The sequence below is a fragment of the Paraburkholderia sp. RL18-085-BIA-A genome (genome assembly GCF_046027075.1).
GTDB lineage: Bacteria > Pseudomonadota > Gammaproteobacteria > Burkholderiales > Burkholderiaceae > Paraburkholderia.
Genome location: NZ_JARESU010000004.1, coordinates 79,879 through 98,124 on the forward strand (window position 1 = coordinate 79,879; position 18,246 = coordinate 98,124).

Annotated in this window: 34 protein-coding genes, 1 tRNA gene and 1 pseudogene; 29 read left to right on the forward strand and 7 right to left on the reverse strand. The window is 57.4% G+C overall.

Translation table 11 applies throughout. From position 1 onward, the window contains the following. The 7 genes from P0D89_RS04050 to P0D89_RS04080 all read right to left on the reverse strand — a co-directional run bounded on the left by P0D89_RS04050 (window position 1) and on the right by P0D89_RS04080 (window position 4,988). The gene (locus P0D89_RS04050) at window positions 1-165 is read right to left on the reverse strand and encodes a hypothetical protein (RefSeq protein WP_408376159.1); all 165 of its coding nucleotides are present in this window, start codon (window positions 163-165) and stop codon (window positions 1-3) included. Next, window positions 162-1,022 carry a toprim domain-containing protein gene (locus P0D89_RS04055; RefSeq protein WP_408376160.1) on the reverse strand — a complete coding sequence of 287 codons (861 nt, stop codon included), beginning with the start codon at window positions 1,020-1,022 and terminating at the stop codon, window positions 162-164. The genes P0D89_RS04050 and P0D89_RS04055 overlap by 4 nt, the downstream gene beginning before the upstream one ends. Beyond that, window positions 1,015-2,559: a DEAD/DEAH box helicase gene (locus tag P0D89_RS04060; protein WP_408376161.1), complete on the reverse strand. Its 1,545-nt coding sequence runs from the start codon at window positions 2,557-2,559 to the stop codon at window positions 1,015-1,017. Before P0D89_RS04060 ends, P0D89_RS04055 begins: the two co-directional genes overlap by 8 nt. Then, window positions 2,556-3,401, reverse strand: coding sequence for a ParB N-terminal domain-containing protein (locus P0D89_RS04065; protein ID WP_408376162.1), 846 nt, complete (start codon window positions 3,399-3,401; stop codon window positions 2,556-2,558). The genes P0D89_RS04060 and P0D89_RS04065 overlap by 4 nt, the downstream gene beginning before the upstream one ends. A gap of 507 nt (window positions 3,402-3,908) precedes the next feature. Continuing rightward, window positions 3,909-4,100, reverse strand: a complete 192-nt coding sequence (locus tag P0D89_RS04070) for a hypothetical protein (protein WP_408376163.1) — start codon at window positions 4,098-4,100, stop codon at window positions 3,909-3,911. Window positions 4,101-4,187: 87 nt separating this feature from the next. Next, a complete protein-coding gene (locus P0D89_RS04075; RefSeq protein WP_408376164.1) occupies window positions 4,188-4,541 on the reverse strand; it encodes a hypothetical protein in 354 nt (117 codons plus the stop codon). Between the two features lie 135 nt (window positions 4,542-4,676). Continuing rightward, entirely contained in the window at window positions 4,677-4,988 is a 312-nt protein-coding gene (locus P0D89_RS04080) for a transcriptional regulator (RefSeq protein WP_408376165.1), read from the reverse strand. 93 nt (window positions 4,989-5,081) lie between these two features. On the opposite strand from P0D89_RS04080, the gene P0D89_RS04085 reads away from it, so the two are divergent. From P0D89_RS04085 to P0D89_RS04225, 29 genes and pseudogenes are all read left to right on the forward strand, one after another. Beyond that, window positions 5,082-5,909, forward strand: coding sequence for a S24 family peptidase (locus P0D89_RS04085; protein ID WP_408376166.1), 828 nt, complete (start codon window positions 5,082-5,084; stop codon window positions 5,907-5,909). Between the two features lie 183 nt (window positions 5,910-6,092). Then, window positions 6,093-6,485, forward strand: coding sequence for a hypothetical protein (locus P0D89_RS04090; protein ID WP_408376167.1), 393 nt, complete (start codon window positions 6,093-6,095; stop codon window positions 6,483-6,485). A 44-nt stretch (window positions 6,486-6,529) separates the two neighbouring features. Continuing rightward, complete coding sequence (locus P0D89_RS04095; RefSeq protein WP_408376168.1) at window positions 6,530-6,838, forward strand: hypothetical protein; 309 nt, start codon at window positions 6,530-6,532, stop codon at window positions 6,836-6,838. Between the two features lie 400 nt (window positions 6,839-7,238). Beyond that, window positions 7,239-7,310, forward strand: a tRNA-OTHER gene (locus tag P0D89_RS04100). A gap of 337 nt (window positions 7,311-7,647) precedes the next feature. Continuing rightward, on the forward strand, window positions 7,648-7,911 hold the full coding sequence (locus tag P0D89_RS04105) for a hypothetical protein (protein ID WP_408376169.1): 264 nt from the start codon (window positions 7,648-7,650) through the stop codon (window positions 7,909-7,911). A gap of 144 nt (window positions 7,912-8,055) precedes the next feature. Continuing rightward, window positions 8,056-8,181: a hypothetical protein gene (locus P0D89_RS04110; RefSeq protein WP_408376170.1), complete on the forward strand. Its 126-nt coding sequence runs from the start codon at window positions 8,056-8,058 to the stop codon at window positions 8,179-8,181. Continuing rightward, window positions 8,178-8,309, forward strand: coding sequence for a hypothetical protein (locus P0D89_RS04115; protein WP_408376171.1), 132 nt, complete (start codon window positions 8,178-8,180; stop codon window positions 8,307-8,309). The genes P0D89_RS04110 and P0D89_RS04115 overlap by 4 nt, the downstream gene beginning before the upstream one ends. 298 nt (window positions 8,310-8,607) lie before the next feature. Then, window positions 8,608-8,820 carry a hypothetical protein gene (locus P0D89_RS04120; RefSeq protein WP_408376172.1) on the forward strand — a complete coding sequence of 71 codons (213 nt, stop codon included), beginning with the start codon at window positions 8,608-8,610 and terminating at the stop codon, window positions 8,818-8,820. Then, window positions 8,817-9,044 carry a hypothetical protein gene (locus P0D89_RS04125; protein ID WP_408376173.1) on the forward strand — a complete coding sequence of 76 codons (228 nt, stop codon included), beginning with the start codon at window positions 8,817-8,819 and terminating at the stop codon, window positions 9,042-9,044. The genes P0D89_RS04120 and P0D89_RS04125 overlap by 4 nt, the downstream gene beginning before the upstream one ends. Next, window positions 9,041-9,223, forward strand: a complete 183-nt coding sequence (locus P0D89_RS04130) for a hypothetical protein (RefSeq protein ID WP_408376174.1) — start codon at window positions 9,041-9,043, stop codon at window positions 9,221-9,223. The genes P0D89_RS04125 and P0D89_RS04130 overlap by 4 nt, the downstream gene beginning before the upstream one ends. Next, window positions 9,216-9,491 (forward strand): hypothetical protein, encoded by a 276-nt coding sequence (locus P0D89_RS04135; protein WP_408376175.1) that lies wholly within the window; start codon window positions 9,216-9,218, stop codon window positions 9,489-9,491. Before P0D89_RS04130 ends, P0D89_RS04135 begins: the two co-directional genes overlap by 8 nt. Then, window positions 9,488-9,682, forward strand: coding sequence for a hypothetical protein (locus tag P0D89_RS04140; protein WP_408376176.1), 195 nt, complete (start codon window positions 9,488-9,490; stop codon window positions 9,680-9,682). The genes P0D89_RS04135 and P0D89_RS04140 overlap by 4 nt, the downstream gene beginning before the upstream one ends. A gap of 363 nt (window positions 9,683-10,045) precedes the next feature. Then, window positions 10,046-10,363 carry a hypothetical protein gene (locus tag P0D89_RS04145; protein ID WP_408376177.1) on the forward strand — a complete coding sequence of 106 codons (318 nt, stop codon included), beginning with the start codon at window positions 10,046-10,048 and terminating at the stop codon, window positions 10,361-10,363. A gap of 105 nt (window positions 10,364-10,468) precedes the next feature. After that, entirely contained in the window at window positions 10,469-11,173 is a 705-nt protein-coding gene (locus P0D89_RS04150) for a hypothetical protein (RefSeq protein ID WP_408376178.1), read from the forward strand. Further along, window positions 11,173-11,505, forward strand: a pseudogene (ssb, locus tag P0D89_RS04155) (single-stranded DNA-binding protein); the annotation flags it as partial. The gene P0D89_RS04150 and the pseudogene ssb, both read left to right, overlap by 1 nt. A gap of 5 nt (window positions 11,506-11,510) precedes the next feature. Continuing rightward, a complete protein-coding gene (locus tag P0D89_RS04160) occupies window positions 11,511-12,011 on the forward strand; it encodes a siphovirus Gp157 family protein (RefSeq protein ID WP_408376179.1) in 501 nt (166 codons plus the stop codon). Then, entirely contained in the window at window positions 12,011-12,697 is a 687-nt protein-coding gene (locus P0D89_RS04165; RefSeq protein WP_408376180.1) for a putative quorum-sensing-regulated virulence factor, read from the forward strand. The genes P0D89_RS04160 and P0D89_RS04165 overlap by 1 nt, the downstream gene beginning before the upstream one ends. A 112-nt stretch (window positions 12,698-12,809) precedes the next feature. Next, window positions 12,810-13,121, forward strand: coding sequence for a hypothetical protein (locus tag P0D89_RS04170; protein WP_408376181.1), 312 nt, complete (start codon window positions 12,810-12,812; stop codon window positions 13,119-13,121). 106 nt (window positions 13,122-13,227) lie between these two features. Next, window positions 13,228-13,659: a hypothetical protein gene (locus tag P0D89_RS04175; protein WP_408376182.1), complete on the forward strand. Its 432-nt coding sequence runs from the start codon at window positions 13,228-13,230 to the stop codon at window positions 13,657-13,659. Continuing rightward, window positions 13,646-14,608 (forward strand): hypothetical protein, encoded by a 963-nt coding sequence (locus P0D89_RS04180; RefSeq protein ID WP_408376183.1) that lies wholly within the window; start codon window positions 13,646-13,648, stop codon window positions 14,606-14,608. The genes P0D89_RS04175 and P0D89_RS04180 overlap by 14 nt, the downstream gene beginning before the upstream one ends. Next, window positions 14,601-14,960: a hypothetical protein gene (locus P0D89_RS04185; RefSeq protein ID WP_408376184.1), complete on the forward strand. Its 360-nt coding sequence runs from the start codon at window positions 14,601-14,603 to the stop codon at window positions 14,958-14,960. The genes P0D89_RS04180 and P0D89_RS04185 overlap by 8 nt, the downstream gene beginning before the upstream one ends. Next, window positions 14,957-15,415, forward strand: coding sequence for a hypothetical protein (locus P0D89_RS04190; RefSeq protein ID WP_408376185.1), 459 nt, complete (start codon window positions 14,957-14,959; stop codon window positions 15,413-15,415). Before P0D89_RS04185 ends, P0D89_RS04190 begins: the two co-directional genes overlap by 4 nt. Next, on the forward strand, window positions 15,412-15,711 hold the full coding sequence (locus P0D89_RS04195; RefSeq protein ID WP_408376186.1) for a hypothetical protein: 300 nt from the start codon (window positions 15,412-15,414) through the stop codon (window positions 15,709-15,711). Before P0D89_RS04190 ends, P0D89_RS04195 begins: the two co-directional genes overlap by 4 nt. Next, window positions 15,708-15,926 carry a hypothetical protein gene (locus P0D89_RS04200; protein WP_408376187.1) on the forward strand — a complete coding sequence of 73 codons (219 nt, stop codon included), beginning with the start codon at window positions 15,708-15,710 and terminating at the stop codon, window positions 15,924-15,926. The genes P0D89_RS04195 and P0D89_RS04200 overlap by 4 nt, the downstream gene beginning before the upstream one ends. Further along, on the forward strand, window positions 15,923-16,126 hold the full coding sequence (locus P0D89_RS04205; RefSeq protein WP_408376188.1) for a hypothetical protein: 204 nt from the start codon (window positions 15,923-15,925) through the stop codon (window positions 16,124-16,126). The genes P0D89_RS04200 and P0D89_RS04205 overlap by 4 nt, the downstream gene beginning before the upstream one ends. Continuing rightward, window positions 16,123-16,632, forward strand: coding sequence for a hypothetical protein (locus tag P0D89_RS04210; protein ID WP_408376189.1), 510 nt, complete (start codon window positions 16,123-16,125; stop codon window positions 16,630-16,632). The genes P0D89_RS04205 and P0D89_RS04210 overlap by 4 nt, the downstream gene beginning before the upstream one ends. After that, window positions 16,626-16,808 carry a hypothetical protein gene (locus tag P0D89_RS04215; protein ID WP_408376190.1) on the forward strand — a complete coding sequence of 61 codons (183 nt, stop codon included), beginning with the start codon at window positions 16,626-16,628 and terminating at the stop codon, window positions 16,806-16,808. The genes P0D89_RS04210 and P0D89_RS04215 overlap by 7 nt, the downstream gene beginning before the upstream one ends. A gap of 154 nt (window positions 16,809-16,962) precedes the next feature. Further along, the gene (locus P0D89_RS04220) at window positions 16,963-17,646 is read left to right on the forward strand and encodes a hypothetical protein (RefSeq protein ID WP_408376191.1); all 684 of its coding nucleotides are present in this window, start codon (window positions 16,963-16,965) and stop codon (window positions 17,644-17,646) included. Between the two features lie 363 nt (window positions 17,647-18,009). Then, entirely contained in the window at window positions 18,010-18,243 is a 234-nt protein-coding gene (locus tag P0D89_RS04225; protein WP_408376192.1) for a DUF4224 domain-containing protein, read from the forward strand. Window positions 18,244-18,246 lie beyond the last annotated feature (3 nt).

The following is an 18,246-nucleotide window of genomic DNA, read 5'->3' on the forward strand; positions in this document are numbered from 1 at the left end:
TTATCCCCGTTCTTTCCAATACCCCGTTAGCCCATCCTTCAGTTGCCGCTCTGCCGCTTCTCCGAATGCCTTGCGCATGTCTGCCAGATATTCGCGGCGTTGCTGCAATGTCCATTCGGCGATTTCCTCGAGTACTTCGCGCAGTCTCGTTGGGTCGCGAATCATGCATACTCAGCTCGTCTGACTTGAATCAGCTTTTGGCACACAGCCATCAGCCCAGCACGAACATGCAGATCATTCGCATCCTCGCCAACTTGGTCGCTCATGCAGTAGGGCAGGCCGGTTTGTTTGGCGGCCTTTTCGCCGGCTTCCGATACGTCGTTATCTGCGAATACGAATTTCCGGCCAGTGACGGACGGCGCAACGAAAGCCATGTTTGAATCCGAGAAGCAAATCAGTACCGAGGTATTGAGGCGCATCTGGCGAATTGCCATTTCGATTGACAGGCCCGTCACGTACCCCTCGCAAAGAACTGTTTCGATAGCGCGAGGAGGGCCGATGCGAAGGACCGCACCCTTAGCACGCATTCCAGACAGCATCTTTTTGTCGTAGCGGCGGTTCTCATAATCCCAGCGGATAACCTGGGCGCCCTGGAGATTCCCAGTCAGAGAGCGCATCGGCACAAATAGACCGCCATCCGGCAGAACTAGCCCGCGTGCAAGCGGCAAGCCCTTAAACTGAAAATAGCTATGCTCATCAAGCTTGGCCGTCGTCAGCAACTCCTGTGCGTGCTGTGCAGTGCGCCTGTAACGCTCCACCTTCTGGCGACGCTCCATCTCCTGCTTGGTTGCGAAGGCGCGCTTTTCCTCATCCGTCCACGGCTTCGCGCTCGGATCGTTGAACCACTTCGGTTCAGCGTCGCCATCCCAGGCAAATACAAAACCACGATGCCCATCCCACAAATAGGCACCGTTCGTGCTGCGCGGGTGCTCGGCCGTGCCACAACGGCGGATTCGGCCGGAGTCATCCAGACGGTTGATCAGAACGCCGTGCGATTGAGCAAAACTAACGAAATCAGCCATTTTTCTTCCCCCTCGCTGCGCGAAATGCAATGTCCATTTGCTTGATTTTGTTGATCGTGTTGCGCTCAACCTTCACATCGGGAGCAGTGCTCACCTTCCAATCCTTGGGCGGTTCCGTATTGGTGATTGCCTTATACAGATGCCATGCGCGGCCCTGCTGCTTGTCAGGGTGGCTGTGCTCGCGCGCGTAGGATGAGAGCTGTTCCCAGAGATGGCGCTTGTCGTCGGCCAGTTTCTTCTTGCCGAGCATGACTTCGACCATCTCGCCGGGCTTCGTCTCGACCAGGGATTGCGTTTTCGTCTCGAAGCCGCAAGCCATGCAGCGCTTTCCGAACGGCTTATAGCCGCAGGAAGGGCAGGCGACGATTTCCTTTTCTTCGTCGTCACGGCGAATCTGCTTGTCCAGCTTTTCGCCCAGATCCAACTCGTCGAGACCGTTGAAATAGATGTCGGTGTAGTCATCTAGGAACCGAAGGATGTTTCCGCTATGGTCCAAAAGCAAGCAGTCGATCTTGCCGGTCGCTGGCGAGGAGCGAAGTCCGCGTCCCCACATCTGGATCGCCGTGCTAAGCGATTTGCGCAGCGGGCGGCAGTCAACCACGCATGAAACATCCTTGACGTCGAAACCCTTAGCCAGCGCCTCAACGCTAATCAGGATGCGGATTGCCGAGTCGTGCTTGCAGTATTCCTCGAGTAATACCTTCCGCTCCGCCTTCGAAGTCTTTGATGTGAACACTGCGGCCATCACGCCGAACTCGGAGAACTGCCGGCAGATTTCCTCGCAGTGAGCGATGTTCGATCCGAAGACGATCGTCTTGCGGTTTTCGCCGTACTTGATCCATTCAGTAACTACGTCGCCGACGATATCCATACCGCGTTCGGCGGCAGATTCGTCCGTCCATTCGCCGCCACTCGTGGCCGCGCCTCGCATGTCCGTTTTCGTGCAGCTGAGTACGCGCATCGGTACAAGCTCGCCCGCCAGGGTGATCTTGTTCATCGTCGTGGCGTTAATCAGGTTGGAGAACAGTTTCCCCAACCCCTTAGAAAACGGCGTCGCGGAAAGTCCCACGGCCTTAGCCGGATTCGATTGGATGTGGTCGACCCACGTCGAAAGCTGCGTGTGCGCCTCGTCAACAACGATCAGATTCGCACGTGGCCAACGATCCCGACGCGCCAGAGTCTGGGCGCTCGCAATCTGAAACGGCATGTCATTCTGACGCCAATGATCGGACTGAATAATGCCGTGATGGATCAGACCGAAAGCATCCGCCTGCTGGCTAGTTTGGTCGATCAGCGTTGTTCGGTCACAAACGAAGACGGCGCGCTTACCGTTTTGTAGAGCCTTCGAGATAATCTTGAGACCGAGATACGTCTTGCCGGCACCAGTAGGCGCCATGATCATCTGGTTCTTGTGGCCGGCGACCCAGCCATCGTGAAGGCGCTGCTGGGCGACCGTCTGAAAACTCCGCTCGGGCGGGAAAGTCAGCGTCTCGTAGTTCGGCTCAAGGTCGAACAAGTAGGGTGCGTCGATAATCATGCAGCCTCCTTCTCGAGTTTTGCCAACTTCTTCTGCAAGCTCTTGACCATGCGGATTGCCTCATTCTTGGCATTCATATGGCTATCACGCGCCTCTTTGAGAGTCCGGACCTCAGCCTTCAGGCAGCCGATTTCTTCAGCCTGCTGCGCGACCAATTTCAGCGCTTCGCCCAACTTGTCGTCGGAAAAGGCGACCTCAACCAATGCGTCATACGCTTCGCGATCCGATTGCTCTTTCTCCTCGAGGAACGCCAGTTCTGCGGCGCTCGGGCCAAAGTCGTCGGCGTCGCCTTCGTTCGCGGGTGTAGCCGGTTCCGGATCGGATGCTTTGGGAGACAACTGCTCGACGGCTTTGGGAAGACTGACTTCGCCGTGCGCCACCTTCTTGGCGAGTTCGGGGCTTGCCTTGGCGACCTTGTCGGCCATTTTTTGGGTGCGCAAACTAGCGCCCGACTCAGCCGCGCGCTTTTCTGCGGTATCAAGGTGCAACGTTGCACTTTGATTGGATTTGCGGTCGCCACCATGCGGCTGGGCTTTGGCCCAATCCTGCGCACTCGCCACAATTGCTGCCTGCTGGCCTGTCGACAGGTGGCGACGATGCAGGTTCGCTGAAAGCACATACGACACGATGCTTCCGCCATCGAACTCGACGGTCGTCGGTTCCACACCAATTTCTACGCAAGCGCGGTAACGGTTGCCGCCGTCAAGGATCATCCCGTTATGAATGACGATCGGCTGACGCAGGCCGTTTTCTGCAATGTCAGCCTTCAGCGCCTCAAACTCCGCTCCGACTATTCTCGGAAAGAGAGTGCAGAGCGGATGAAGTTGCAATTCGGTAATCAAGTTACAGCCCCCTCAGATCAAAACGTTCAAACATTCGCGCCACCGTGGTCATGCTCAAAAGGTCTCGGCAGTACAGCCAGACCAGCGTTCTCTTCAATACTTTCTTCACTCCAGCCTCCGTTTCTCCAGGGCGGACCCCGACTAATGCAGGGGTTGGGGTGAAAGCTCCGACCGGCCCCTGCGGCGGTGAGGAGTCCTATGCGCGTCGATCAAGGTGCAACGTTGCACTTTGATTTACCGCATAGTCAGTGACACTTGTCGCAAAACCGGTCGATATCGAACGCTGCCCGTCAACTCCAGAAGGCCACTCTGTCTCCACCGTACCCGGCGTCACCCCTTTCTCGCGTCGTTCCTGGCCGGGCGTCTGTGTCCGCCTAACCCCGAGGTCCCCTGCAAGCACCCCGACCTGTCCTGCGCGCTTTTACGGGGCTCGCCACCCGGTTGTTTTCTCGTCTGCCAGCCCTACAGGCCCAGTTGCATTTATTCGCCCGGACGAAAGGCGTTTTGTTATCGGTTCAAACCCTTCTCAAACTCCATCTTTGCTACCTGTGCCGACGAACGAGCCTGAATCTCAGCCTTCAGGCGCCGCCATAGCGATGCGCGTTCTGTCAGGTCCGTACAGAGCACCAGCGCCGCCCCAAGTTGCTCTATGCGGGCCTCGCGCTCTTCGTCAGTAATGGCTTGCTCACGTGCGTTCATTTCAACCCCCGAAGAGCGGAATCAGGATCGACGCCACGAAGCAGGCGCCGCAGGCGACAACACAAAGGACGAAAATCGCGGTGCGCATTAGGCTGCCCTCGCTGCCGCAAGTTGTTCTTCAAGTTGCCGGATCTTGGCGTCCTTCGACTCCACCAGATCGCAGCCGCTGTTCATTGCCTCAAACTGGACCGGGGCACGGTTCCCACACAGGCGCATGAGAGCCAGGCGCTTGTGCGTCGGGAAACCCGCCTGGCCCTGCATCATTCGGGAGAAATGCCCCTTGTCGATTGACAGTTCCTTGCTGATGTACTCGTGCGTGAAGCGGCTCAGTTGAATGCACAACCGGATCGCATCGAGTTCGTCGTCGCACATATTCAAAAGCTCAACCGGAACGTTCTGAAGCTTCTTCGGCTCACCATGAACTGCCAATTCGCGTTGCATTTTGATTCCCCTTGCTGAAGGTTGAATTTCGTTGACGGTCCCTTGCAAACAAAAATGGAGTCAGTTCAAAGCACTCCATTTCTTAAACCGATCCAACTTATGAACAACCCCCAACTGCTTCGTTATGTGTTGTTGTTAGATTGCTTGCCCGTTCATACGGGCTTCTTTGGTCTTCTTGCTACTACCGCCAGTAATGCGACCCGGCGAACACAGAACGACGCGCAGCGTGACCCAGTCCTCGTTGGGATTGAGTTCTTCGCAGCGGACTCCTGTAACCTGCTCGATAGCGGCGCACATACCAGCATCGCTTACAATTCCGGTCTTCTTCCAGTACGCGACCATTTGCTGGCTGGCTCCAATCGCGGCGGCGAGCTTGACCTGATTCCCGGCTATTTCGATAGCCTTCTCGATGCCCGTCTTTGCGTCAGTGGTAGGTGATTTCTTCATGGCTCGCGTTCTGTTTGTCTACAAGCGTATTTGTAGCATAGGGCGGACGAACCTACAAGCACTTTTACAGCCATTTGGTACAAAATCTTTTGTATGAAAACGTACGCAGACCGCCTTGAATGGGCCATGACGTGCGCAGGATTGAATCCACGTACCGACCAGAGCGAACTGGCGCGACGTGTCGGGGAAGGCGTCAAGCCACAGACGATTCAATACCTGCTGAACCACGATAAGAATGCGAAGTCCAGCAGATACACACCCCAAATCGCGACTGCATTGGGCTGTGATGTCATGTGGCTTACGAATGGCTCAGGCCAAGCTCCAACACGTCTGTCCAAGCACATTTCAGCAACTACTGATATCTCGAAAAAAGAGGAAATCTCGGGCATCATTACCAGTATCCCTGTAAGCAAAGGAACTACTATCGGTAAGGATGACGAGGTTCACCGGCGAGCAAGGGATGCGGAAGCGCCGCGAACCGGAGACAACTTCACGGCGGGGCCTGGTCTAAGAACCAGGCTCTATCCAGAAATTTCGTGGGTGCAAGCTGGCATGTGGACCGAAATAGCAGAAAACTTCGTCCCGACAGATGAGGTGCAGCAATACCCTTGTCATATAGACCTTGGGCCGGATGGATACGTATTGAGAGTAGAGGGGTTATCAATGACGGCGCCGCCAGGCGTCATGCCTACATTCCCGCCAGGGTTCCTTCTGTACGTCCGGCCTCATGAGGACGCGGTGCCCGGTAAATGCGTGATCGTGCGGCGCAATGGCAACACGGCCACGTTCAAGAGGCTCACCATGGTGGACGGCGAGCTGTACCTGGAAGCGCTGAACCCGGACTGGCCCAACCGGTATATCAAGCTGCAGGCTGACGATGAGTTCTGCGGCGTGGTTATGCATGCCGGATTCGATTTGTAGCGAACTTACAACATCTTTGTAAATAGCCCCGCCCGGACGGGGCTTTTTTACGTCTGCGCCTACAAAAATAATTGTTGCCACCCCTTGCATTGCTACAAGGCAGTTTGTAGAATGACTTCATTCGCAGCACAACACCACATCGCAGCAAGCAACACCGCAGCAACTACTAACTGGAGAGCGAGCATGGACACAGACCGCCGAGTTTGGAAAGTGACCTTCCGCGATGGAGCGTGGGTAAAGATGATCGGCTTCGCTGACATCGAGCGCGCATATGAGCAAGCCGGTCATGAGTTCGGCGAGTTCGCGACGATGGAATCGCTGCCGGAAACGGACGCTGCCGTGATGTCTTGGAGTTCCAAGGTCGCCAAAACTGAGCGTGTCAAGGCCGCAGTCCTGAAGCATACCGGCCGCAAGTTGCCAGACACAGCTGTGCATATTTCGCAGTACGCGTTTCGCCTCTTCGCATCCGATTCCGAGGGCATCTGCGTTTTCTCGGATCGGGTGATCACCGGAGAGGATGAGCTGTACCGGCTCGGCGTTGACATGCACGGCATGGCGCTGGTCGCAACCGCCTAAAGGTCGAAACCGCCGCAGATCACCGCGGCAACAAGGGGAAGGGGATGTACCTAATCAATCTGATCGAATTTCTTCAAGCCCGCGATCCGTCGCAGTCTGTGAAGATTGGTTTCGGCAATCCGCATAGCTACCGAGGCTACTACGAAGAGTTGGCGTTCGAGAAAGTGCGCGATACAACCGTTGGCGCAATGCTCGAATCTGCTCAAAGCGCAAGCGGCCGCACGCTCACCGGCTACAAGGGCGGCGAATACACGATGGGCGATTACACAAACTGCTGGCTGGCGCAATACGGCGAGGCAAGTCAAGAGAGCATCGGAATAACCCTTTTGCAGTTCATGCTCGGCGAGATTTGAAAGCTGCTCTCAGCGCCCAGTCTCGAGATTGGGCAGTGCGAATAGCGCCGCAGTAGAAGCACAACGCGCAACGGCGCACCGGGAAGTCTCCGGGTTCTTTAACAATGCAGCTTCGAGTATCGCCAGTGCTGGCGGCTTTCCGAGAAGTGACTCGCCCTAACATTATTGGGAAGGAGAGCGTAAGGCTAGATGAGCCGCCAGCCCTGACGACATTCGATCACTGCAACGGATTGCGGACGAGTACCGAAAGGGAATTCCCGCACGGCGCATGTCGCGTCGTTAATCGAGATGGTGCATCCGAGCCAGGCTGAAGTACTAGCTGCCGGGACTTGTACCGCTACTCGATATAGACCGCCAGACCGGCCAAAGATGCACGGTCGGTCTGGATGCAGTTTTCATCGATGGTGTACGGAAGTGGATTAACCGGACCTTGGGTAATGGGTCTTCGCTGGTTCGAATCCAGCCGCCATCGCTGAACACTGAACAGCAGTTGGGGAAGGTGTAGCTCAGATACCGAATGGGGTTGCCTGACGAGGCAGCCCGTGTAGGCGAAGGGATGCAGGGGTGAAAGAGAATGATCGCGCCTAGCTAGCGTGGATGACTCCGGTAAGCCCGTAATCGCTTCGAGAGAGCACTATCCACGCGGGTAGAGGTCGCGCACTGCCACCTTCCCCAACTGCTGAATTCCTCGCCCTGCGGACAAAGGGGCATTCGACCGGCCATCAGGCCATAGCGATAGGGGATGCCGCCCGCTAGGCGGCTTAGCCAATTAGTACTACTCAGCGCTGCGGCGCACAACGGAGAATCACATGAGCGATCTGATTAACCAGATTCGTGCAGCGCAGGTTCGGGCTGCCGAGGATGCAGTTCTGGAGAGCCTGCGCGGAACCGGGCTGATTGACGACGCGGCGTACGAAGCGGAACAACTTCAACGGTTGAAGCGCAATGCGCTGGACCTGATCCACGCTGCAGAGAAGGCGGCCTACGAATACTTCAAGGCTTGCCCGGTCGGCGTCGAGCGGACGCGCGCACATGACGTGTTCGAAAACATCCGCAACGCAACCAGAGTGTGAGCCCACCATGACCGCCCAACGCGCAGTACACAACATGATCCACCTTCACGCGAATTCATATGCCGAATACACATGGTGGCTAGGACGTTGGGTGTATCGGCGGACGGTGGACTTTCGAAACGTAGTTTTGCAGTGAGGGCAGCCATGAACATCTACCTATGGATAGCCATCCTCCTGCTCGCCGATGGGCTGCTCGTGCTGTTTGTGCGCGGCTCCGATGAACGTCGCGGCGAGTCGCAGAAGCGGAAGACGGAATGGAGGCAGGCGTGAGAAAGCAACGCGGATTCACTCTGCCTGAACTGGCTTCCTGTCTAGGGGCTCTGCTCTGCTTCGCCGGCCTGTTCTACGTGCTGTTTGCTGGCGACATCAAAAAAATCTGGCGAGGCAATCATGAGTGAAGCATCAGAGAAGTGGCTGGCAGACTCCCGCGCGTGGCTTGACGAGCAGCAGAGCAGGCAGCGCGAGTTGGATGAGGCTGCTTGGCTTAGGTTTCGGGCCGCCCTGCTGGCGCCGTTGGACTGAATCAACAGCCACGCGAACCCGGCGCTTAACCGGGTGCCCTGAGCGGATCGCATCGGCGGTGGAAACACCGGGCAACGCAGAGTACATGCCCTAGCTGCGCTGGCTACACCGATGGGCTGTGTCGAAGTGCGATCCACTGAGGGCAAGCCAATTTCAACAGAATTGAGGACTGCTATGGGTAAATTTAACAATCAGGCAATTTGGCCCGGCTACGACAAGTGGCTCGACAAAGACCTGGACGCGTACTACGAAATCGAGCCGCCACTCACCGACGAACAGCGTGCGCAACTTGAAGAACTGGAGCGGGATCGCGCGGAGGCACGATGGGCTTACGCGCTCCCCATCACCCGCGTGCGGCTGTTTGATGAGGTGGAGGCTACGCGATGAAAACAAATGGACACGTTTGGTATGGCTACGACGACGGAGACCATGTTCCGACATTGCCACTTGTGATGGAGCGAAGGGAGTTCAACCTGAATAACCCGTACACGGTCGAAGACGCTGAAGGTTGTGTGATCGCGGCGTTTCGCAATCGCGCCGATTTGGAGCGTTTCATGACTGAAACCAAGAAACGATATGAGCTCGGTGATCGGAAGCGGAGTCAATCATGAGCCTAACCTACTTCCGTACCGAAGACGCCGAAGTGACTATCTCCGACGTTGGTCAAGCCGCGCTCGCCGACGAGCAGCGCCACGCTCACGCAGAGATCGTTATGTGGACTACCGCCGCCAGCTTGATCGCCATTGCTGGCTTGGTGCTTAACAAGATTATGGAGGCCGGACATGTTTGACGAAAGGCAAGAACTGAGTATCACCGCTCGGGCGCACAAGATCATGAACGCGACTCGCATGATAGACGACGTCGCAATGGTGCTACGCGAGGTCAACATGGATCGCCTGGCTGGTCGGTTGGAGGGTGTCTCCGAGTTCATCAATGAGATGGCAGAGCCAATCCCGAAGATGGTCAGCGATGACCTGAACGAAAACATCGCCCACGGCCAACACATGATGGGCGGCCTTCTGATGCTTGCACTCAAACAAGGCGAGGAGCCGAAATGAGCTTTCCTCGAAATACGCAGTACGAGCGCCTACGTGCGCCACGCACCCTGAGCGACGCGTTCGGGCCATACGCACAACTTCACATCCCGCCGAAGCGCTACAACCTGCGCGGCTGGTGCTGGGCGATTGGGTATGGAATCGGCATTGGAGCGCTGCTCTATGTCGTTGTTCTGGTCAAGGTGGGATCGTGAAACCCCTCGCCGGCAAGCGCTGGTTCTACTCGCTAGGGTGGCGCGCATTCGTCAATCATGGGCAGTGCCGAATCGATTCAAATGTGCCGATGTGGGCTATTCGGGCATTCGAGCGGGGATATGAAGATGCACGTTGGGCGAGCGCTGTGCAGACCGTCAAGACGTGGCCTATTGCCAAGTTAGCAGAGGGTGTGCAATGCGCCTAGTAACACACCTCGACAACTTCGCCAAACGCCACAAGATTCTCACGGCCATTGGCGTAACGCTGATTATCGCCGGATGCCTTCAATGGGCATACCAGGCTGATCAAGACAATACCGCCTCGCTGCGATGGCAGTTTGTGGCTCAACAGAGGAATCAGACATGAAAATCTCTATCCCCGGTTTTATCTACGCCAAGGGCACGCGTCACCTCGACGTTGCTACTTTCAAGATGGTTGAAGGCCCGGAGTACTCGTTCTGGACGTCAGGCGATCTGCATAAATCGGAGCATTTCCGCGATTTAGCGTTGGTCGGCCCGCACGAAATCATCGCTGATATTCCAGACAGCTTCGACCCTCGCCAGCAACTAGCAGAGAACCTCAAGGCCGAGAAGAAACGCTTGATGGCAGATTTCAACAAACGCATCACAGATATCGACCGCCAGATTCAGGAGTATCTAGCCATCGAGGCCGTCTCATGACTAGCGATGACGGCCCAGGGTGGCGCCAACAGCAGGAACAGGAAGAGCGTGAACAGCAAGAAGCCGTAGAGGCGCTTGGCTGGTTTGAAACCTTCGGAGCACAACATGACAGCAGAAGCAGCAGAATCGAAAAAGACAGGGCTTCAACGCCTGCGCGAGCCATTCGCGGAACACCAGATCAGCACGAAGCCGCAGCCGACGAAGAAAGACAACCCGAAGGGGAGATGTCCGGAGTGCGGCGGCTGGCATGGCCTCCCGGCGATCCATTTGAGTTACGTGGGGCATGCAGCCCTGACCGATCGGTTGCTTGAGTGCGATGAGCACTGGACGTGGGAGCCGCTTTCCTATGGGCCGGATGGTCTGCCGATGATCGACCAGTCGGGCGGCATGTGGATCAAGTTGACCGTGTGCGGATTAACCCGGCTTGGGTATGGTGACGCCCAAGGTAAGACCGGCCCTGACGCGATGAAGGAGCGCATAGGCGATGCGCTGCGCAATGCGGCGATGCGCTTCGGCGCGGCCCTTGATCTCTGGCATAAGGGCGACTTGCATGGCTCACAGAATGATGATGACGAGAGCGCTGGCTCTGGTGCCCAGGGAAAATCGCCGAAGCTGGCAACGCTAGCCAGCGCGAAGAAGGGTGGCGAGACACCAGATGCTCCTGTTGACATGGCAATTGTCGAGCAGATGAACAGCACTGATTCTGTTCCGGAGTTGGTCAAGATCATGAGCGGCCTTACCAAGGAACAAAAGGCTGCGGTGAATGAGACATTCAACCGCCGTATGGGCGAACTGAAGAAGGCGGCGTAATGGCATCGATCAACAAGGTAATTCTCGTCGGCAATGTCGGAGCTGACCCTGAAACGCGGTATGCATCCAGCGGCGATGCGATTACCAATCTGCGACTGGCTACGTCCGACAAGTACAAGGACAAGACAACCGGCGAGCCGAAGGAGGTCACTGAGTGGCACCGTGTGGCGTTCTTCGGAAAACTCGCTGAAATTGTCGCTGAGCACGTCAAGAAAGGATCGTCGCTGTACATTGAGGGACGCATTCGCACGCGCAAGTGGCAGGGCAGCGACGGCCAGGACAAGTACTCTACCGAAATCATCGCAGACGTTATGCAGATGCTTGGGGGGCGGCAATCATGAGCTTAAGTCTTTTCGCTATCGCGGGCGAGTACCGCCAGCAGCTCGACCAACTCGAGCAGATGGGCTTGGACGAGCAGACGTTCCAGGACACGCTGGAGTCGATCAGTGGCGACATTGAAGAGAAGTCGATCAATGTTGCGATGTTCGTCCGGAATCTTGAGTCCAGTGCCGCCGCCATCGAAATGCAGATTGAATCGATGGAGGAGCGTTCTAAGGCTATCCGTAAGAAGGCCGATCACATTAAGGACTATCTGCGGGCGAATATGGAGCACGCCAAGATCCAGAAAATCGAGTCGCCCTTCTTCGTTCTGGCGATCCGGAAAAACCCCGCGTCGCTGGTTCTGGACGACGAATCCAAGGTGCCCCCGTCGTTCCTGAAGACGCCCGAGCCGCCGCCTCCGATGCTGGACAAGACGAAACTCAAAGATGCGTTGAAGAATGGTCAGGTTGTGCCAGGCGCCCACCTTGAAACAAAAACTCGTTTGGAGATCAAGTAATGGCTGCCTACATCTTCGACACCGAAACGACCAGTGCAGATGACCCTCAATTGATCGAGGCAGCATGGATTTTAGTTAGCGGTGACCTCGCCGATAGTGCGCCGAGGGATTCGTTTCTCCAGCGCTATCAGCCGACCAAGGCTATCACCTTCGGCGCTATGGCGGTGCATCACATTCTGCCTTCCGATCTGGCCGAGTGCCCTCCCAACACGGAATTCCGCCTTCCGATCGACATTCAATACATGATCGGACACAAGGTGGACTTTGATTGGGAGGTCGCTGGGTCGCTCAACGTCAAGCGTATCTGCACGCTGGCGATGGCTAGACGGGTTTGGCCGGGCGCCGAATCGCACACGCTGGGCGCTCTGAGTTACATGCTCTCCGATAACCTGGAGGCAGTACGCCTGGAGTTGCGCGATGCTCACAATGCTTTGGCTGACTGTTACCTCTGTGCTCGCGTGCTGTACGCCGTCATTGAGCATTGCGGCGAAGACCTGAAAACGTGGGAAGACGTCTATCAGTTCTCGGAGAAGGCCCGCGTGCCGACACACATGGCGTTTGGCAAACATGCGGGCAAGCCCATTGCCGATGTGCCATACGACTATCGAGCATGGTACGCACGCCAGCCCGATCCAGACCCCTACCTGTTGCGCGCATTTGGCTTGCCAGCACCCGCGGCAGCATGACCCCTCCCGCACCTAGCCGAGCAGCCTGATTGGCGAAAGCGTGTTCCTGCATAAGTCTCGCGCTAGGTGCGCCCCAATTGAGAGAGAAGAAATGGGATTTCGAACAGTCGTGATGCTGAGCAACGATATGTGCCACCAATGGGAGAAAGACGCGATGCTCGGCGAGAAGATATCGCGAGCGATGAATTACGCAAGCGACCCGGCGCGGCGTGACATGGCTTCTGTCGGCGGCTATGGAGCCGTGGTCGAATGCGTCCATGCCGACAATCAGACGCTCGCCATGCTGGACGGCTATACCGCGTTCACTCACGTTGATTCGCAATCTTGGATGCGTGGCGAGGGTGACGATACAGCAGTCGTGCGCTTGCTCAAGAGCGCAGCAAAGAAACTGGGCTACCGGCTGGTGAAGAACCCGGCAGCGTAAAGAGTGCCCCTATCCGTGCGGTGATCCGCGCGGCGTGTTGAAAGCGGCGCAGTCCCGGCCGCTCTTTTTCAGTTCTTTGCCAAACGGATTAATAACAAATCACAACATGGGCTCAAAGATATGCCGCATCTGCTCAGAGACTAAACCGATTGAGGCGTTCTGGCGCAGTAAGTTTGGTCGCGGAGGATTCGCCAACGAATGCAAAGAGTGCACCAAGGCAAGCAAACGAGAGTATTGGAAGGCTCGCCCCGAGCAACTTCTAGCAAGACGGGCGAAGCAAAGAGATTTGAACGCCGCATTGCGCGAGAAGTATCGCAAGCAGCATCCAGAGAGAATCGCAGCGAATGATGCATTCAAGCGCGCGCTTCAAAAAGGCATCGTTAAAAAGCATCCCTGCTGGGTTTGCGGCGAGGAGAAGTCTGAGGGGCATCACGCCGACTATAAGCAGCCCCTCGATGTCGTTTGGCTTTGCCGACTGCATCACCGACAAGCACATGCGCTGGCGCGCGAATTGGAGAGAAAGAATGCAGACCACTAATACAGACGCAGTGCCGAGCCTGACAGACGAAAAGATTCTCGACGAATTCGAGCAGCGAGCGATGATGCTGCGCGACGCAGCCGGAACGCCGAAACTTGATGGGGTGCGCGTGATTGAGGGCGTACGCGCCCTGCTATCTGCAAGCAAGCCTGCCGCGCCCATCGGGAAGCTTTGGGCGACTGGTAAACCAGGTAATTACGCTTTCGCGCCCGCAGCGGATGCGCCGGTCATTCCTTACGTCGGCATGGACGTCTACGCCGCATCTCCTGCCGCGCCAGCGCAATCGGGGGAGCCGGTGGCGTGGTTCATCGCTGACGACAACGGCGAGGTGTACCGTGCGACGGGCTACGAGCATGAACGCGACCAGTGGCGCGCAGTGGGCCACGAAGTGCATCCGCTCTACGCCGCCCCGCAACCATCCCAGCCCGTGGAAGCTGGCGAGACTTGCAAATGCCGTCGTCTTGGTGATTGGAGGGGATTCCATCATCCTCTGTGCGACCAGGCATCCGAGCAATCTGCCGTTGTGCTGGACGATGAGCGGGCGGCGAAAACGAAATGCACGCAATGTTGCGGTCTTGGTTATTACCGGGGGAAGTGGCCCTTTGACTGGTCTGTAACTTGCGAGATTTGCCAGGGGAAGGGCCAAGTTCGCGCCGCATCCCCGCAACCAGCCGTCTGTGCGACGTGCAAGGGGCGCGGCATGATCGGTGGACCCTCCTATTACGCGCCCGATGAAGGTGGCGAGCCATGCCCTGATTGCACTATCGCGCAACTAGTGACACAGACGGAGCGGGCGCTGACGGATGCGCAGCGTAAGTCGGTATGGTGGGCTGTGCTCACAGCAGAAGCGGATGAGCCGGAACCCGGATCGCTGATGCATCGACGTGCGCAAGACCTACGCGCCCTCCTGACCGCCGCGCAGTCTGCAAGCGGAGGTGATCGTGAGTGATGACGTGAAAGTGATCAACGGGCCCTATCTAATCTATCTCCAGATCGGCGACGACTTCGACCCGGGTGAAGTCGACTTCAGTGAGTTGCAAGAGGTGACGTGGTGTGCCGACAACATCCACGGAACGGACATCGCCTACGTGCGCGCCGACGCTCTCACAGCCGCTAATGCCCGTATCACCGAACTCTCAGCAAAGTGCCGGCTGTACGAGGCATCGCTCGACAAGGCCGACAGGGAAGCGGCCGGGCTGAAGAAGGATGCCGCGCGGTGGCGTTATGCCGTGAAGTACTGGCTTGACGAGCATATCGCTACCAAGCAGGCAGACGAGGCTATTGCCAAGGAGAAGAAATGACTGAAGACCAACTATCGATACTCAAACGACTCGCCGATGTACTCGAAGCTGGTCGCGCTGAAAATGGTATCGCCGCTGACAATGCGTCCATCTACGCGAGCGCTATCCGCGCCGCTCTCGCATCGAGCGATGCGCAAGCCGATGGCGGGAAGAGTGAGGCGGTGGCGTGGCAAGACGCGTTCAACGAACGCCATGAGTTCGACGTTTATCCAGACCACTTCATGACGGGACTACGCAACGAATTCGCCGCCGGTTGGTATGCGGCCTTAAAGAGCACCGCCCCGCAAGCCGAGTGCGCCCCGCGTAAGCCGCTGAAGGCGCTATACGAAGTTCTTATGCGCCGGAACATCGAATGCGGAAGCGAAGCGTATTTGACACTCAGGTGTGTAGGTGTTCCACCTTCGAAGAAAGAATTCGTGCGTGCCATCGAGCAGGCAGCGAAGGAGAGGGTATGAAACCCTACGCCGTAGAAGTCAGCTTCACGATGATCGTGATGGCTGGCAGTGAGGAGGGAGCGCAAGACGTGGCCGAGGACTATGGGCATGATGCCTTTCGGGATGATGCGTCCAAGCGTTTTGACGTGATAGGCGTCGTCCGGACAGACGCGGAATTGATAAGGCACGGCTGGGATGGTGAATGCCTTCCATATGGCGGAGACGGGGAAGCAGGCCTCAAGACAATTCTCGCAGGCATGACGCCCGAACCCGAGCGCGACACGCGGACGGTTGATATGTTTGGAGAACAGAGTTGAAACAAGAAATCAAGGTTGGGCAGATATGGCGTGAAGTTGACCCGCGATTCGACCGCTACATTCAAGTCGTTGAAATTGCCGATACGACCGTCAGGCCTATCAAGCTGGCAACGATCGATCTTGCGACGAACGCTCTGGGCCGCAAGACTTGGGCATCGCGCGAGCGCTTCAACGGAAAGCGCGGCGGCTATGAGTTGCACAAGGATAGCCGATGACCCACACCAACAGCCGCCGCGCATACGAAGAATCATCCCGCTCGTTCTCGCTTGCCAGGCAGCCGACCGCGCAGCAGGTTCACGACCTGTGTGGAAAATTTACCCAGATGGCCGCGGACTATTTCGACGGTCCGGTGACTCTTGCGCTGCCCGTTGGACTTCGGGTGGTGCGGGAGCCGAGAAGAGGGAGGGCAGCATGAGCAGAAGCGGATATAGCGACGATTGCGACGACGAGGGGACTGGCGGCCTCTGGCGCGGTGCCGTGATGCGTTCTATCAAAGGCAAGCGTGGCCAGGCGGCGCTGAAGGAACTGGCTGAAGCAATGGATGCAATGCCGAAGAAGACACTCGCAGTCGAGTCCCTTGTGACCGAGGATGGCGAGTTCTGCACGCTGGGTGTTCTTGGTCAGGCGCGGGGCCTCAACATGAACCCGCTAGACCCTGACGACTGGGACGCCGTAGCGAGGGCTTTCAACATCGCTCCAGCCATGGTGCGCGAGATCGTCTATGAAAACGACGAGGGCATCGACGACTATGAATGGATGGAGTTCGTATTGTGCGGACCGGTCCAGCGCGGGTTTCCCGACTGGGGCAAACACGTTCGCAGTGTTCGCGTTCCGATACCGGAAGAGACACTCGGTGCCCAGCGCTGGGAGCGCATGCGTAAGTGGGTCGAGTCGAATCTGGCCAAGGAGGCCCAATGCTAGGCGAACGCTGTTCCCACGGAAAGACATGGGCTGAGTCGTGCCCGGAGTGCGATCTGATTTCGGCTCGCGAGATCGAGGTGCACTGGGGCGAGATGGTTGACGAGGCCCGAAAGGTTATCGCCAAGGCCACCACGAAACGGATTCAGGAACTGAAGAAAGAGGGGTTCATGCTATGACGCTCTTAACCGTGTACGCCCTGATAGGCGCAACCATGTCCCTGATCGAGTCGCAAGGCCGGCGTCCATCGGCAAGCCTGGCAGTGTTATGGCCGCTGGCGCTGGTGGCGATTGTGGGTGGGGTGATTTTGGGGGATGGGGAAGGAGAGGGACTGTGAAAGAGAGACCAATTTTATTTAGCGGCCCGATGGTGCGCGCTCTGCTCGACGGCAGCAAGACGCAGACGCGCCGCATCGTGAAGCCGACAGGAGCGCACCACATTTTCCAATTTCGCGGCACGGATGACGCGTGCGGCGCCGACGAACCGACCGGCGAATGGGCGTGGGGTAGTTCTGAGAGCGTTGTTAGCAAGCACATCCGTTGCCCATACGGTAAGCCCGGCGACCGCCTGTGGGTGCGTGAGACGCATGCCGAGGTATTCGAGGTCGATATTCCCGCGGGACGTCCGGCTGGCCCGATCGGAACGTCTGGATCTCCGGCGCGGCCCGATTGGAAAAGCCGCTATGTGTACGCGGCAGATGGTCCGATGCCCAAAGCGCAATGGCACCACGTCGGTGACAGCCAGCCTGTCCGATGGACGCCAAGCATTCACATGCCACGCGCGGCGTCGCGCATCACGCTCGAAGTCATCGGCGTGCGCGTCGAGCGGTTGCAGGACTGCAGCGACACGGATGCAGAAGCGGAAGGAATCAACTTCCTTCGCCACGTGCCCGACGCCGACGAGACGTTGACGCCGCGCGAGCTGTACATGTGCCTTTGGGATGGACTGAAGCCAGCCGCCGGCGCGACATGGGCAGACAACCCGTGGGTGTGGGTGGTGGAGTTTAAACGGGCATGATCGAAGCAGCACAAAGAATCTTGGAAATCACGCGCAAATATTGGTTGGGAGGCGGGGAATGGAGCGACGAGAGGTAGTCGACCTGTTCGGCGAGACGGTCGTGATTGAGATCAGCGAGGCGAAGGGAGTTCGCAAGCCGACTAGGCCGAACGGCTATGCAGCGCCGCCGGGAACCGGACCAGCAGGCGGGCAGTGCGGGACATGTGAGCACGCCAGGCTAGTCAATAGCGGCACTGCCAACACATATCGCAAGTGCGCGCTGATGCGAGCAAATTGGACGGGCGGGCCGGGCAGCGACATATTGTTTCGGTCGCCGGCTTGTCGACATTGGGAGAAAGAGAAATGAACATCCAAGGAGCTGTGATGGCTAGTCGCCTCATGTCGCCGGCCGACCTGGTCGAGATCACCGGCAAACGCCGGTATTCGAAGCAGGCGGAATGGTTCAAGGCGCAGTTCGGCGTTACAGTGACGCAGCGGGACGATCGCAGTGTCGTGATGACATGGGCAACCTACGAAGCGCTCGCCGCACAAAAGGTCGGGCTCGCGACGTCTCATAGCGCGCGGCCAAAGGCCGAAGTTTGTTCACCGTTTGCGTAGGCA